Origin of the sequence: Pseudomonas sp. Sample_14, assembly GCF_004307515.1 — a bacterium.
In the GTDB taxonomy this organism is placed as follows: Bacteria; Pseudomonadota; Gammaproteobacteria; order Pseudomonadales; family Pseudomonadaceae; genus Aquipseudomonas; species Aquipseudomonas atacamensis.
Window position 1 is genome coordinate 63,892 of sequence record NZ_RCOC01000084.1, and the last position, 14,934, is coordinate 78,825.

11 protein-coding genes are annotated in these 14,934 nt (G+C 58.0%); 1 reads left to right on the forward strand and 10 read right to left on the reverse strand.

The genetic code is table 11. The features are described 5' to 3' along the window. Positions 1–111 precede the first annotated feature (111 nt). A complete protein-coding gene (locus tag D8U61_RS19700) occupies positions 112–1,341 on the forward strand; it encodes a hypothetical protein (protein ID WP_130927501.1) in 1,230 nt (409 codons plus the stop codon). A 96-nt stretch (positions 1,342–1,437) separates the two neighbouring features. Here the strand turns inward: D8U61_RS19700 and brnQ are convergent, their stop codons facing one another. The 10 genes from brnQ to sdhC all read right to left on the reverse strand — a co-directional run bounded on the left by brnQ (position 1,438) and on the right by sdhC (position 14,603). Further along, positions 1,438–2,751, reverse strand: coding sequence for a branched-chain amino acid transport system II carrier protein (brnQ, locus tag D8U61_RS19705; RefSeq protein WP_041479558.1), 1,314 nt, complete (start codon positions 2,749–2,751; stop codon positions 1,438–1,440). Positions 2,752–3,233: 482 nt separating this feature from the next. Continuing rightward, on the reverse strand, positions 3,234–4,118 hold the full coding sequence (gene sucD, locus D8U61_RS19710; protein WP_016773680.1) for a succinate--CoA ligase subunit alpha: 885 nt from the start codon (positions 4,116–4,118) through the stop codon (positions 3,234–3,236). Continuing rightward, a complete protein-coding gene (sucC, locus tag D8U61_RS19715) occupies positions 4,118–5,284 on the reverse strand; it encodes an ADP-forming succinate--CoA ligase subunit beta (RefSeq protein WP_016773679.1) in 1,167 nt (388 codons plus the stop codon). Before sucC ends, sucD begins: the two co-directional genes overlap by 1 nt. Positions 5,285–5,466: 182 nt before the next feature. After that, the gene (lpdA, locus tag D8U61_RS19720; protein ID WP_016773678.1) at positions 5,467–6,903 is read right to left on the reverse strand and encodes a dihydrolipoyl dehydrogenase; all 1,437 of its coding nucleotides are present in this window, start codon (positions 6,901–6,903) and stop codon (positions 5,467–5,469) included. A gap of 108 nt (positions 6,904–7,011) precedes the next feature. Beyond that, the gene (gene odhB / locus D8U61_RS19725; protein WP_130927502.1) at positions 7,012–8,247 is read right to left on the reverse strand and encodes a 2-oxoglutarate dehydrogenase complex dihydrolipoyllysine-residue succinyltransferase; all 1,236 of its coding nucleotides are present in this window, start codon (positions 8,245–8,247) and stop codon (positions 7,012–7,014) included. Positions 8,248–8,291: 44 nt separating this feature from the next. Next, positions 8,292–11,123 carry a 2-oxoglutarate dehydrogenase E1 component gene (locus D8U61_RS19730; RefSeq protein ID WP_041479560.1) on the reverse strand — a complete coding sequence of 944 codons (2,832 nt, stop codon included), beginning with the start codon at positions 11,121–11,123 and terminating at the stop codon, positions 8,292–8,294. Between the two features lie 251 nt (positions 11,124–11,374). After that, positions 11,375–12,079 carry a succinate dehydrogenase iron-sulfur subunit gene (locus D8U61_RS19735; RefSeq protein ID WP_016773675.1) on the reverse strand — a complete coding sequence of 235 codons (705 nt, stop codon included), beginning with the start codon at positions 12,077–12,079 and terminating at the stop codon, positions 11,375–11,377. 11 nt (positions 12,080–12,090) lie between these two features. After that, positions 12,091–13,863, reverse strand: coding sequence for a succinate dehydrogenase flavoprotein subunit (gene sdhA / locus D8U61_RS19740; RefSeq protein ID WP_024012149.1), 1,773 nt, complete (start codon positions 13,861–13,863; stop codon positions 12,091–12,093). A 3-nt stretch (positions 13,864–13,866) separates the two neighbouring features. Further along, positions 13,867–14,235 (reverse strand): succinate dehydrogenase, hydrophobic membrane anchor protein, encoded by a 369-nt coding sequence (gene sdhD, locus D8U61_RS19745; RefSeq protein WP_008049683.1) that lies wholly within the window; start codon positions 14,233–14,235, stop codon positions 13,867–13,869. Continuing rightward, positions 14,229–14,603, reverse strand: a complete 375-nt coding sequence (sdhC, locus tag D8U61_RS19750; RefSeq protein WP_016773673.1) for a succinate dehydrogenase, cytochrome b556 subunit — start codon at positions 14,601–14,603, stop codon at positions 14,229–14,231. Before sdhC ends, sdhD begins: the two co-directional genes overlap by 7 nt. Positions 14,604–14,934: the final 331 nt, after the last annotated feature.

Consider the following 14,934-nt stretch of genomic DNA (forward strand, 5'->3'; position numbering starts at 1 on the left):
AAAGGCTTATACCTGTCAACTCTGACAGTAGCGCCGAGGGTATGGCGAGGCATAAGGTCGTTTTCTCAAACGAGAACACTGACCGCTTCCCTATCAGACAAGGATTTGAGCATGACACCTTTGAACGCTGCGCTGCCCATTGACACAACGTTTGGCAACCGGGGGTACGCCGAGTCATTTGCTGCGGGAAGCCAGGCTTTGAACATCGCAGGCTTGCGCCCGGATGGAAAGATTCTTCTCGTGGGACAAACTTTTGTAGAGGGCAAGGCCAGTTTTCATTTGGCGCAATTACTGGCAGACGGTACTAACGATACTGGCTTCAACGAAAACGGTTTGATCGTAGGTACGTTTACAGGTTCGGGACAAGCCAGCGGCACTGGCGCCTGTCTTTATAAAGACGGTAAGGCGCTGCTTTTTGGGTATCAATATGATGAGGACCAAGGAACCCGATTTGCGCTTGCCAGATTCTTCGCTGATGGTGAAAGAGATCGCGATTTCGGTCCCGATGGGACGGTTTACGTCCCTTTCCTGCCACAGTCCGAATCGCAATTGCCAAAACCGGAAGCTTCCATCAAGTCGCAATCCAGAACCAGGTTAGTACTGACTGCTGATGAAAAAATCCTCGTCGGTCAAAGCGACCGACTGTTCAGACTTGATCAGAAAGGAGATTTCGATACCGCTTTCAACAACCAAGGCTGGCTGGATCTTGCAATGGGCATTGCTTCGATTTCAGTGGCAGAGGATGGAGTAATCACAGTCGCAGGTTCGAGGGCTGGAGAAGGAAAGATTGTGCGCCTGAACGTCGATGGAACACCCCATAAAGACTTCGGCGATGATGGCACCGGGACCGTCTACATTCCATCGGATTACCCGGCCAGCGTACGAAGCCTGATGTTACGTGCTGACGGCAGCTTCTTTGTTGCCGGCCAAGTCGACACATCGCCTGACGACGTTTGGGGTAAAGGACGCAAAGCAATGATGGCCGCGTACAACCCGAACGGTAGACCAAATCTCGCATTCAATCAGGGTAAGCCTGTTGTCACTGATCTTGGATTAACCGACGGTTGCACTTTGTTCGATCTAAGTGGAGAGCCTGAGGATGGTTTGGTTGTGGTGGGGAGTACAGGGCAAATAACCAGGGAGCAAATGCTTGCCTGCCGCTATCTGGCAACGGGTGAACTGGACACAACCTTTGGGGATGGCAAGGGATACGTTACTCACTCTATGGGGCCCGGTATGCAATGGATCTCGGTGGCAGTGCAGCCCGACAAGCGAATACTCCTGAGCCGTGACAGCGACAACGTCAATGTGGGAGCTCTGGTCGTACGTTATCTGGGCTGAGGATTATCAGCTCTGATAAAAAATGCCCCGTATCGATTGATACGGGGCATTTCTGTTTAACCGGGGCTGACCCACTTGTGGCGGGTCCGAACCCCGTCAGGCAGTGACTTCGCTGCGCTTGCCCAGCAGGCGATCACAGACCACGGCGACCACCAGGGTCATCACGCACGGCACCAGCCACGCCAGACCCTGCTCGCTCAGCGGCAGATGGGTCAGCTGAGTTGGCATCCAGTCGGCCAGACCAGCGCCTTTCAAGGCGTCGATGGTGCCGAACAGGAACGACACCAGCATCACCGGGCCAAGAATGCGCCCGTGCTCATGCCAGAAATCCTTGCAGAAGCTCAGTGCGACCAGAACGATGCACGGCGGGTAGATCGCGGTGAGTACCGGAATCGAGAAGGCGATCAGTTTGGTCAGACCGAGGTTGGAGACCAGCAGCGAGAACGCTGCGAGGATAATCACCAGCGTCTTGTAGGACAGTGGCAGCACACGGCTGAAGTACTCAGCACAGGCACAGGTCAGACCGACCGCCGTGACCAGACACGCCAGCGAGATCAGCACCGCAAGGAAACCGCTGCCCAGCGAACCGAAGGTGTGCTGCACGTAAGCATGCAACACCGCCGCGCCGTTGGTGGCGCCGACCGCGACTTCATGGCTGCCGGACCCGAGGCGGAACAGGCTGACGTAGACCAGTGCCAGACCCACGCCGGCAATCAGCCCGGCAATGATCGCGTAACGGGTGATCAGCGCTGGCGACTCGACGCCACGGGAGCGGATCGCGTTGACGATAACGATGCCGAATACCAGTGCGCCAAGGGTATCCATGGTCAGGTAACCATTGATGAAGCCTTGGGAAAACGGTGCCGCCACATACTCTGGAGTGCCGTGACCGATGTCACCCGCCGGCAAGGCGAACGCGGCGATGCCCAGTACTGCCAGCGCAATGATTTTCAGCGGCGCGAGGAAGCGGCCCACGGTATCCAGCAAACGCCCAGGGTAGAGCGAAATGAAGAACACCAGCAGGAAGTACACCGAGCTGTAGAGGAACAGCGCCAGCGGGCTCTCGCCGGTCAACGGCGCCAGACCCACTTCGAAGGAAACGGTCGCGGTACGCGGAGTGGCGAACAGCGGACCAACGGCCAGATAGCATGCCGCCGCGAGGATACCGCCGGCGATCTTGCCGATCGGGCTGCTCAGCGCATCCATCGCGCCGCCGACCTTGGCCAGCGCCACCACGGTGACCACCGGCAAACCTACGGCGGTGATCAGAAAGCCCAGCGCGGCCATCCAGACGTGAGGTCCAGCCTGCAAGCCGACGATCGGCGGGAAAATGATGTTACCGGCCCCGACAAACAGGGCAAACGTCATAAAACCAAGTGCCAGGATGTCCTGACCTTTCAAAACTTTCATTAAGGAAATACCACACTACTGAAATCGGAATTTAGAGGGGGATTGCCCTGTTGGATTAGGGAAATGCTGTCGATCCGTATGGGACTGACCCTTAAAGCGCGTGGCTGCCTTGTGGGCGGCGGACGCAAAAATGGCGGCCAGCCTAACGAATTTGGCTGACAAACGCACTGTTGGAGGGCGAACTATCCGATACGCGACGTTTCCGTGTCGCGTTTACATATCTATTTTTCATACAGAGAACACGTATTCATCACAGCAAACCTGTGGCGAGGGGATTTATCCCCGCTGGACTGCGCAGCAGTCCCAAAGAATCCGAGCTGGAACTGCCTGACTGATCATGGACGCTAGCATAGGGGCCGCTTCGCAGCCCAGCGGGGATAAATCCCCTCGCCACAACAGCGCTCAAAATTCTCATACGCCAGAAACGACAAAGGCCACCCGAAGGTGGCCTTTGCTGCTGGAGCTAAAAAGTCAGCCGAAGCTTACTTCTTCACTTCCCAGCCAGTCAGCTCGGCCAAGGCCTTGCCGATGTCTGCCAGCGAACGCACGGTTTTAACGCCTGCATCTTGCAGCGCAGCGAATTTCTCGTCTGCAGTGCCTTTGCCGCCAGAGATGATTGCGCCAGCATGGCCCATGCGCTTGCCCGGAGGAGCAGTCACACCAGCGATGTAGGAAACAACCGGCTTGGTCACGTTAGCCTTGATGTAGGCAGCCGCTTCTTCTTCAGCCGAACCGCCGATCTCGCCGATCATCACGATCGCCTCGGTCTTCGGGTCTTCCTGGAACAGCTTCAGGATGTCGATGAAGTTAGAACCCGGGATCGGGTCACCGCCGATGCCGACGCAAGTCGACTGACCGAAACCGGCGTCAGTGGTCTGCTTCACAGCTTCGTAGGTCAGGGTGCCGGAACGCGAAACGATACCGACCTTGCCTGGCAAGTGAATGTGACCTGGCATGATGCCGATCTTGCATTCGCCTGGGGTGATCACGCCTGGGCAGTTAGGGCCGATCAGGACTACGCCCAGCTCGTCGCACTTAACTTTGGCGTCCAGCATGTCCAGGGTAGGAATGCCTTCGGTGATGCAGACGATCAGCTTGATGCCGCCGAATGCCGCTTCCAGGATCGAGTCCTTGCAGAACGGAGCCGGAACGTAGATCACGCTGGCGGTAGCGCCAGTGGCAGCTACTGCGTCTTTGACGGTGTTGAACACTGGCAGACCCAGGTGCTCGGTGCCGCCCTTGCCTGGAGTTACGCCACCAACCATCTTGGTGCCGTATTCGATGGCTTGCTGGGTGTGGAAACTACCTTGCGAACCGGTAATACCCTGGCAGATAACTTTGGTGTCTTTATTGATCAGGACGCTCATTATTTGCCCTCCGCAGCTTTGACAACTTGTTGAGCAGCGTCGGTCAGGCTGGTTGCAGCGATGATGTTCAAACCGCTTTCTGCCAGTACTTTAGCGCCCAGCTCAGCGTTGTTGCCTTCAAGGCGAACAACAACCGGGATTTTCACGCCGACTTCTTTCACAGCGCCGATGATGCCTTCGGCAATCATGTCGCAGCGAACGATGCCGCCGAAGATGTTGACCAGTACTGCCGCGACGTTCTGGTCGGACAGGATGATCTTGAACGCTTCAGTAACGCGTTCCTTGGTAGCGCCACCACCTACGTCGAGGAAGTTGGCTGGCTTGCCGCCATGCAGGTTGACGATGTCCATGGTACCCATGGCCAGACCGGCACCGTTGACCATGCAGCCGATGTTGCCTTCCAGGGCTACGTAGTTCAGTTCGAACTTGGCAGCGTGCGCTTCGCGCGGATCGTCCTGCGACGGATCGTGGAAAGCCTTCAGCTTAGGCTGACGGTACATGGCGTTGGCGTCGATGTTGATCTTCGCGTCGAGGCAGTGCAGATCGCCGTCAGCCTTGATCACCAGCGGGTTCACTTCCAGCAGAGCCAGGTCGTGGTCTTTGAACAGCTTGGCCAGACCTACGAAGATCTTGGCGAACTGAGTGACCTGCTTGCCTTCCAGACCCAGCTGGAATGCCAGCTCGCGACCCTGGGATGGCTGAGCGCCAACCAGTGGATCGATAGTGGCCTTGAGAATTTTTTCTGGAGTGTCGTGAGCGATTTTCTCGATGTCCACGCCACCTTCGGTGGAAGCCATGAACACGATGCGACGGCTCGAACGGTCAACGACAGCGCCCAGGTACAGCTCTTTAGCGATATCAGTGCACGATTCAACCAGGATCTTGGTGACTGGCTGGCCATTGGCGTCAGTCTGGTAAGTCACCAGACGCTTGCCCAGCCACTGCTGTGCGAAGGCTTTGGCGTCTTCTTTGCTGCGAACCAGCTTTACGCCGCCCGCTTTACCGCGACCACCGGCGTGAACCTGGGCTTTGACGACCCACTCGTTGCCGCCGATCTTGTCGCAAGCTTCTGCTGCTGCTTCCGGGGTGTCTACTGCATAACCAGTGGAAACTGGCAGGCCGTATTCAGCGAACAGCTGCTTACCCTGATACTCGTGAAGATTCATGCTTTTTACCGTCTTCGTTAGGTACTGCGCATTCGGCGCTGCGCTCGTTTGAGTGCCGCGCCACCTGTGACTGCTGCTTGCGTAGCTGGGCTACGCAAGACTGCGTCCGGCGGACATTCCGCGGTGAGTCTTGCTCGCAAGGCTCACGACGGGCCGTTGCCGCCGTGGTTTCTTATTATGTCTTAACGCTTCTTGCGGTTGGCAATGTGAATGGCGCCGCCATTCACTGCCAGAGCAGCTTCGTGCAAGGCTTCGGACAGGGTCGGATGGGAGAAGACCATCATGCCCAGGTCTTCAGCGCTGGTGCCGAATTCCATACCGATCGCGCCCTGCTGAACCAGTTCTGCAGCGCTCGGGCCAATCACGTGCACGCCCAATACGCGGTCGGTCTTGGCATCGGCGATGACCTTGACGAAACCACCGGTATCGTTGGCAGCCATGGCACGGCCGGAAGCGGCGAACGGGAAGGTGCCGACGTTGACTTCAACGCCTTCGGCCTTCAGCGCCTGCTCGGTTTTGCCAACCCACGCGATTTCCGGGTGAGTATAAATAACCGAAGGGATCAAATCATAGTTCATCTGAGCCTTGTGGCCCTTGATGCGCTCGACAACCATGATGCCTTCTTCGGACGCCTTGTGGGCCAGCATCATGCCGCGAACCACGTCACCGATGGCGAAGACGCCCGGTACAGCTGTGACACAATGGTCATCGACCGCGATGAAACCGCGCTCGTCGATTTCCACGCCGCAGTCGGCAGACAGCAGATCAGTGGTCACCGGACGGCGACCAACGGCTACGATCAGCTTGTCGAAAGTGATGGTCTGTTCGCCGTTGGCATCGGTGTAGTTGACGACGACTTCTTCGCCGTTGACTTTCGAACCGGTAACGCGAGCGCCCAGCTTGATGTCCAGACCCTGTTTGGTCAGGGTTTTCAGCGCTTCCTTGGAAACAGCGGTGTCCGCTGCCATCAGGAAAGTGTCCAGTGCTTCGAGAACAGTCACTTCTGCACCCAGACGCGACCATACCGAACCCAGCTCCAGACCGATCACGCCAGCGCCGATCACGCCCAGACGTTTAGGTACGGACTGGAATTCCAGAGCGCCAGTCGAATCGACGATGACTTTCTGGTCAACCGGAGCCGGTGGAATGTCGATCGGACGCGAACCTGGCGCGAGGATGACGTTTTCCGCTTCGATGACTTCAACCGAACCGTCCGGCTTGGTGACTTCGACTTTCTTGCCGGCCAGCAGCTTGCCGTGGCCCTGGATCGAAGTAACGCCGTTGGCCTTGAACAGGGTGGCAACGCCGCCGGTCAGGTTCTTGACGATGCCAGCCTTGCGGCCAACCATCGCAGCGACGTCCATTTTGACTTCGCCGGTCGAGATACCGTGAACGTTGAAGCTCTCTTTGGCTTCCTTGTATTTCCACGAGCTGTCGAGCAGCGCCTTGGAAGGAATGCAACCCACGTTCAGGCAGGTACCGCCCAGGGCTTGCTTGCCCTCTGCGTCGGTGTACTTCTCGATGCAGGCAGTGGTCAGGCCCAACTGAGCAGCCTTGATGGCCGCTACATAGCCACCAGGGCCGGCACCGATCACTACTACGTCAAATTTCTGCGACATTCAAAAAATCCTCTTTAGCAATAAAGCTACAAGCCGCAAGCTTCAAGCTGCAAGCCCACCCGCTCGCCTTGAGCTTGAGGCTTGTAGCTGAAAGCTTGCAGCTGCTTTTTAGATATCCAGCAACAGACGAGCCGGATCTTCCAGCAGGTTCTTGATGGTCACCAGGAAGGTCACAGCTTCTTTGCCATCGATCAGGCGGTGATCGTAGGACAGAGCCAGGTACATCATCGGACGGATCACGACCTGACCGTTGATGGCCATCGGACGCTGGATGATGTTGTGCATGCCCAGAATCGCTGCCTGCGGCGGGTTGACGATCGGTGTCGACATCATCGAACCGAAGGTACCACCGTTGGTGATGGTGAAGGTACCACCGGTCATCTCGTCCATCGACAGTTTGCCGTCACGGGCTTTCTTGCCAAATGTTGCGATGCCGCCTTCGATTTCAGCGAGGCTCATCAGCTCGGCGTTACGCAGAACCGGTACCACCAGGCCACGGTCGCTGGAAACGGCGACGCCGATGTCCGCATAGCCGTGGTAAACGATGTCGCCGCCGTCGATCGACGCGTTGACAGCCGGGAAGCGTTTCAGCGCTTCGGTGGCCGCTTTCACGAAGAACGACATGAAGCCCAGGCGTACGCCGTTGTGGGACTTCTCGAACAGGTCCTTGTACTTCGAACGCAGGGCCATGACTTCGGTCATGTCGACTTCGTTGAACGTGGTCAGCATCGCCATGTTCGACTGGGCTTCAACCAGACGCTTGGCCACGGTGGCACGTACGCGAGTCATCGGTACGCGCTTCTCGATGCGGTCGCCGGCAGCGAACACAGGCGCAGCAGCCGAAGGAGCAGCAGCCTTGGCAGGCGCGGCAGCCGGAGCGGCTTTCTTCGCAGCAACTGCTGCTACCACGTCTTCCTTGGTCACACGACCGCCCTTGCCGGTGCCGGCAACGGAAGCGATGTTGATGCCGTTCTCTTCAGCCAGCTTGCGCGCGGCAGGAGCTGCGATCGGGTCATCTTCGCCGTCGGCAGCAGCCGGTGCGGCAGCGGCAGTAGCAGCCGGAGCAGCAGCGGCGGCAGGAGCGGCAGGAGCGGCAGCAGCAGCGCCGCCCTCTTCGATCGAGCCCAGAACCTGGTTCGACAGAACGGTAGCGCCCTCTTCGGCAACGATTGCGCCCAGCACGCCGTCTGCTTCAGCCAACACTTCGAGCACGACTTTGTCGGTTTCGATGTCGACGATCAGGTCGTCACGCTTGACGGCCTCACCTGGTTTCTTGTGCCAGGTGGCAACGGTGCCATCGGCAACCGATTCCGGGAATGACGGGGCTTTGATTTCGATAGCCATTATCTGTGGGTCCTTAAAATTCGGTTTCAGTCAGCGCGAAGGCGTTAAACAGTGAAAGCATCTTGCAGCAGTTTTTCCTGCTGCTCGGCGTGCATCGATGCGTAACCACAAGCTGGCGCAGCCGAAGCCTCACGGCCCGCGTACTCAAGCACGAGAGTCTTGTCGAGGTTGGCGATGCTGCGACGCAAGTGATGCTGGCTGCAGTACCAGGCACCCTGGTTCATCGGCTCTTCCTGACACCAAACGGCGTGTTTGACGTTGGTGTATGGAGCCAGGACTTCTTTCAAGTCGTCCTCAGGGAACGGATACAGCTGCTCGATACGCACGATGGCGATATCTTCGCGGCCTTCGGCACGGCGTTTTTCCAGCAGGTCGTAGTAGACCTTGCCGCTGCACAGAACCACGCGCTCGACCTTTTTCGGGTCCAGTGCATCGATTTCCGGGATCACGGTCTGGAACGAACCTTCGGCCAGATCTTCCAGCGTCGAGATGGCCAGCTTGTGGCGCAGCAGCGACTTCGGCGTCAGCACGACCAGCGGCTTGCGCAGCGGACGGATCACCTGACGACGCAGCAAGTGGTAGATCTGCGCTGGCGTGGTCGGCATGCACACCTGAATGTTGTGCTCGGCGCACAGTTGCAGGTAACGCTCAAGACGTGCCGAGCTGTGCTCAGGGCCCTGGCCTTCGTAACCGTGTGGCAACAGCATGGTCAGACCGCAGAGACGGCCCCACTTGTGCTCGCCGCTGGTGATGAACTGGTCGATCACGACCTGAGCACCGTTGGCGAAGTCGCCGAACTGGGCTTCCCAGATCACCAGCGCGTTTGGCGTGGTGGTCGAGTAACCGTATTCGAATGCCAGTACCGCTTCTTCCGAGAGGAACGAGTCGTACAGGTCGAAACGTGGCTGACCGTCGTACAGGTTCTGCAGCGGAATGTAGGTGCCCGCGTCTTTCTGGTTGTGCAACACAGCGTGACGGTGCGAGAACGTACCGCGGCCGATGTCCTGACCAGTCATGCGAATCGGGTGACCTTCGAACGCCAGGGTCGCGTACGCCATGGTTTCGGCGTAACCCCAGTTGATCGGCAGGCCGCCGGCTTGCATCTTCTGACGGTCTTCGTAGATCTTCGCGACCTGACGCTGAACGACGAAGCCTTCCGGAATTTCCAGCAGCTTGGCGGACAGTTCTTGCAGGGTCTTGAGATCGAAACGCGTGTCGTGACGCGCGGTCCAGGCGTGGCCCAGGTACGGACGCCAGTCGACGAACAGCTCTTTGTTCGGCTCTTTGACCAGCGATTTCACCACGTGCAGACCGTTGTCCAGCGCGTTGCGGTATTCGTCGACCTTGGCCTGAACGCGTTCAGCGTCAAGCACACCGGCCTGAGTCAGGCGATCAGCGTACAGCTCACGGGTGGTGCGCTGCTTGGTGATCTGCTGATACATCAGGGGCTGGGTGCCGCTTGGCTCGTCGGCCTCGTTGTGGCCGCGACGACGGTAGCAGACCAGATCGATCACCACGTCACGCTTGAACTGCATGCGGTAGTCGATGGCCAGTTGGGTCACGAACAGCACGGCTTCCGGATCATCACCATTCACATGGAGGATCGGCGCCTGGATCATCTTGGCAACGTCGGTGGCGTACTCGGTGGAGCGCGAGTCCAGCGGGTTGCTGATGGTGAAACCAACCTGGTTGTTGATCACGATGTGCACGGTACCGCCGGTCTTGAAACCGCGGGTCTGCGACATCTGGAAGGTTTCCATGACCACGCCCTGACCGGCGAATGCCGCGTCACCGTGGATGGAGATCGGCAGAACTTTCTCACCGGTCAGGTCGTTGCGACGGTCCTGACGGGCGCGCACCGAACCTTCGACCACCGGGGAAACGATTTCCAGGTGGGACGGGTTGAATGCCATGGCGAGGTGAACTTCACCGCCGGTGGTCATCACGTTGGACGAGAAGCCCTGGTGGTATTTAACGTCACCGGAACCCAGCTCGACCTTCTTCTTGCCTTCGAACTCGTCGAACAGCTCGCGCGGGTTCTTGCCGAAGGTGTTGACCAGAACGTTCAGACGGCCACGGTGGGCCATGCCGATGACGACTTCCTTGGTGCCGTACGAGCCGGAACGCTGGATCAGTTCGTCGAGCATCGGAATCAGGCTTTCGCCGCCTTCCAGACCGAAACGCTTGGTGCCCGGGTATTTGGTGCCCAGGTATTTTTCCAGGCCTTCACCGGCAGTCACGCGCTCAAGCAGGTGGCTCTTGATGTCGGCGGAGTACGTCGGACGACCACGCACGCTTTCCAGACGCTGCTGGAACCACTGGCGCTGCTCGGAATCGGTGATGTGCGTGAATTCAGCGCCGATGGTGCGGCAATATGTCTGCTGCAACGCTTCGTGAATTTCGCGTAGGCTCGCTTCCTCTTTGCCGATGAACAGGTCGCCGGCACGGAAGGTCGTATCAAGATCGGCATTGGTCAAGCCGTAATGATTGATCGACAGGTCTGCAGGTGCAGGACGCTGCCACAGTCCCAGCGGGTCAAGCTGGGCTGCCTGGTGGCCACGCATACGGTAGGCCTGGATCAATCGCAGCACTTCAACTTGCTTCTTCTCGTGCTCACTGCTCACGCTGCCGGCGGAAACCGGTTGGGCGCGGCGCTGGTTCTTTGCCAGCAGCACGAAATGATCGCGAATCGTCGAGTGCGAAACATCAGTGGCAGAGTTGCCGTCGGCTGGCAACTTCTGAAAGTAGGTGCGCCACTCTTCTGGCACAGCGTTAGGGTCGTGCAGGTAGAGCTCATAAAGCTCTTCCACATAGGCAGCGTTTCCACCTGAAAGGTAGGCGCTGTTCCACATGCGCTGCATCACGCTTTCTTGCATGCTTGGTCACCCTCGGTTAGGGGAACACCATCGGTGTCGACACCGAGCAAACTTGCAGAAGTCCGAATGCAGCGACTAAAACAAGCCACCTAGGATCACACTGATAGTCCGGGTACCAGCCCGGATGCCCCTGCTTGTCTCATTTCTTCAAAAGAAGAGCTGCAGCTTATGGCTACTGCTCTGGTTATAGCCATGACGCGGGTTGAAGCCCGCGCCACAGCCTCTACGGTGCAACGGTTACAGCAGCTGAATCACACGCCGCTCGAAAGCAGCATGTTACGGATGTGACCGATGGCCTTAGTCGGGTTCAGGCCTTTCGGACATACGTTGACGCAGTTCATGATGCCCCGGCAGCGGAAAACGCTGAACGGGTCGTCAAGTGAAGCCAGACGCTCGCTGGTCTTGGTGTCGCGGCTGTCTGCCAGGAAGCGGTAGGCTTGCAGCAGCGCAGCAGGACCCAGGAACTTGTCCGGGTTCCACCAGAAGGACGGGCAAGAGGTCGAGCAGCAGGCGCACAGGATGCACTCGTACAGACCGTCGAGCTTTTCGCGCTCTTCTGGCGACTGCAGACGCTCGATGGCCGGAGCCGGCGTGTCGTTCTGCAGGTAAGGCTTCACCTTCTCGTATTGCTTGTAGAAGATGCTCATATCGACGACCAGGTCACGGATAACCGGCAAACCTGGCAGCGGACGAACGATCAGTTTGTTGCCTTTTACAACGGCAGACAGCGGCGTGATGCAGGCCAGACCGTTCTTGCCGTTGATGTTCATGCCGTCGGAGCCGCAGACGCCTTCACGGCAGGAGCGACGATAGGAGAAACCTTCGTCCTGCTCTTTGATCAGGGCCAGCACGTCCAGCACCATCAGGTCTTTACCACCGGTATCGACCTGGAAATCCTGCATGAACGGCGCAGCGTCCTGATCAGGGTTGTAGCGATAAACACTGACTTGCAACATGGCGGTCACCCTTAATAAGTCCGGACTTTAGGTTCGAAAGTCGGAACAGTCTTCGGCGAGAAGTTCACGGCACGCTTGGTGACGCGCTTGTCACCCGGGAAGTACAGGGTGTGGCACAGCCAGTTTTCGTCATCACGGTCTTCGAAGTCTTCACGGGCGTGAGCGCCGCGAGACTCTTTACGTACTTCGGCCGCGATGGCGGTAGCTTCAGCCACTTCCAGCAGGTTCTGCAGTTCCAGCGCTTCGATACGTGCAGTGTTGAACGCTTGCGACTTGTCGTTGATCTTCACGTTGGCGATACGCTTGCGCAGATCGGCCAGCTGAGCGATGCCCTTCTGCATGTATTCGCCGGTACGGAATACACCGAAGTAGTTCTGCATGCAGCTTTGCAGCTCGCGACGCAGGGTGGCAACGTCTTCACCGTCGGTACGGTTGTTCAGCGCGTTCAGACGCGAAAGTGCAGCTTCGATGTCGGACTCGGTAGCGTCGTCGTACTCGATGCCATCGGTCAACGCCTTTTCCAGGTGCAGACCGGCAGCGCGACCGAAGACCACCAGGTCGAGCAGCGAGTTGCCGCCCAGACGGTTCGCACCGTGTACCGATACGCAAGCCACTTCGCCTACCGCGAACAGGCCAGGGATGATCTGGTCCTGACCTTCGGCGTTCTGGGTGATCGCCTGGCCATGAATGTTGGTGGCAACGCCGCCCATCATGTAGTGGCAGGTCGGCACAACCGGAACCGGAGCAACTACCGGGTCAACGTGGGCGAAGGTCTTCGACAGTTCGCAGATGCCTGGCAGACGGCTGTGCAGCACTTCCTCGCCCAGGTGGTCGAGTTTGAGCATTACGTGGTCGCCATTCGGACCGCAACCGTTGCCGGCGATGATTTCCTTGACCATCGAACGGGCAACCACGTCACGACCTGCAAGGTCTTTCGCGTTCGGAGCATAACGCTCCATGAAACGCTCGCCGTGCTTGTTGATCAGGTAACCACCTTCACCACGGCAACCTTCGGTAACCAGTACACCGGCGCCGGCGATGCCGGTCGGGTGGAACTGCCACATTTCGATGTCTTGTACCGGCACGCCAGCACGCAGAGCCATGCCGACGCCGTCACCGGTGTTGATCAGGGCGTTGGTGGTGGACGCGTAGATACGACCTGCACCGCCAGTCGCCAGAACGGTGGCCTTGGCACGGATGTAGGAGGTTTCGCCGGTTTCGATGCAGATCGCGATCACACCAACGAATTCGCCTTCCTGGTTTTTCACCAGATCAACAGCGTAGTACTCGTTGAGGAACGTGGTACCGGCTTTCAGGTTGCCCTGATAAAGCGTGTGCAGCAGCGCGTGACCGGTACGGTCGGACGCAGCGCAAGTACGTGCAGCCTGACCGCCCTTGCCGTAGTCCTTGGACTGGCCACCGAATGGACGCTGGTAGATGCGGCCTTGCTCGGTACGCGAGAACGGCAGACCCATGTGGTCCAGCTCGAACACGGCAGCCGGGCCTTCCTGACACATGTATTCGATAGCGTCCTGGTCACCGATGTAGTCGGAACCCTTGACGGTATCGTACATGTGCCAGCGCCAGTCATCGTTCGGGTCGGCGGAAGCGATGGCGCACGTAATGCCACCCTGCGCGGATACAGTGTGCGAACGGGTCGGGAAAACCTTGGTGATCACCGCAGTCTTGTGGCCGCCCTGTGCCAGCTGCAGCGCAGCGCGCATGCCGGCACCGCCACCACCAATAATGATGGCGTCGAAAGAAATCGTTGGAATGTTAGCCATGAATCAGATACCCCAGAGAATCTGCACACCCCAGACGAAGTAAGCGAACATCGCAACGCCGCATACTGCCTGGAAAAGGAAACGTATCGCCGTTGCGGACTTGCCGAACGCCATTGGCGTCAGGTAGTCGGTCGCGATGGTCCACATGCCGACCCAGGCGTGAGCACCCAGAGCAACAAGGGCCAGCAGGCTGAAAATACGCATTCCGTTGTGAGCGAACAGTTCATGCCACTGGGCATACTCGAGGCCAGGGTTGGCGACGATGTATCCGATCAGAAAGATGAAGTAAGCCGCGAGAACGACCGCAGACACACGCTGTGCCATCCAGTCATAGAGGCCCGAACGCGACAGGTTAGTGACGTTAGTTACCATATCCAGACTCCTGCCAGAACGATTACCACCACGGAAACGGCGATAACGATTTTCGAGCCCAGTTTGCCGCCTTCCAGCGTCTCACCGATGCCCATGTCCATGATCAAGTGGCGCACACCGGCTACCAGGTGATACAGCAGAGCGGACAGGATGCCCCAAATCACTAGCTTGGCTAGCGGACTGGTCAGACACGCTTTCACCTGACCGAAGCCTTCCTCGGAGCTCAGCGACTTGTCCAATGCGTAAAGCATGATGGCAAGGCACACGAAGAGGATGACACCGGAGATACGGTGAAGAATGGACGTGTAAGCAGTGACTGGGAGTTTGATGGTCCTTAGGTCTAGGTTTACAGGTCGTTGGCTTTTCACGGCTTTTTTTTCACACTGAAGAGCCCCTAACAATCAGGGCAAAGTTGTTGGGGAGTGCACTGGTCAGGTAACCACCACCCAGGGATGCGACCCCCAATGAAAGCAAGCCCAAAAGCCCTTGGCGGTCGGTGGCCGAGTATAGACAGTTAGGCTACTAATGACAACGCGTTCACCTACCCCCAATAGCGGATTGCACAAGTTGCATAAAAGGCGTAAATGGCAGGCAATTTCGAGGAAAAAGTCGGCTTAAAGCCTTCTGGAGCAAGACTTTAGGCAAATTGACATTCGAATTTATCTCACTATAGTGGTGCGGGCCCTGCGTGGGGGGTCT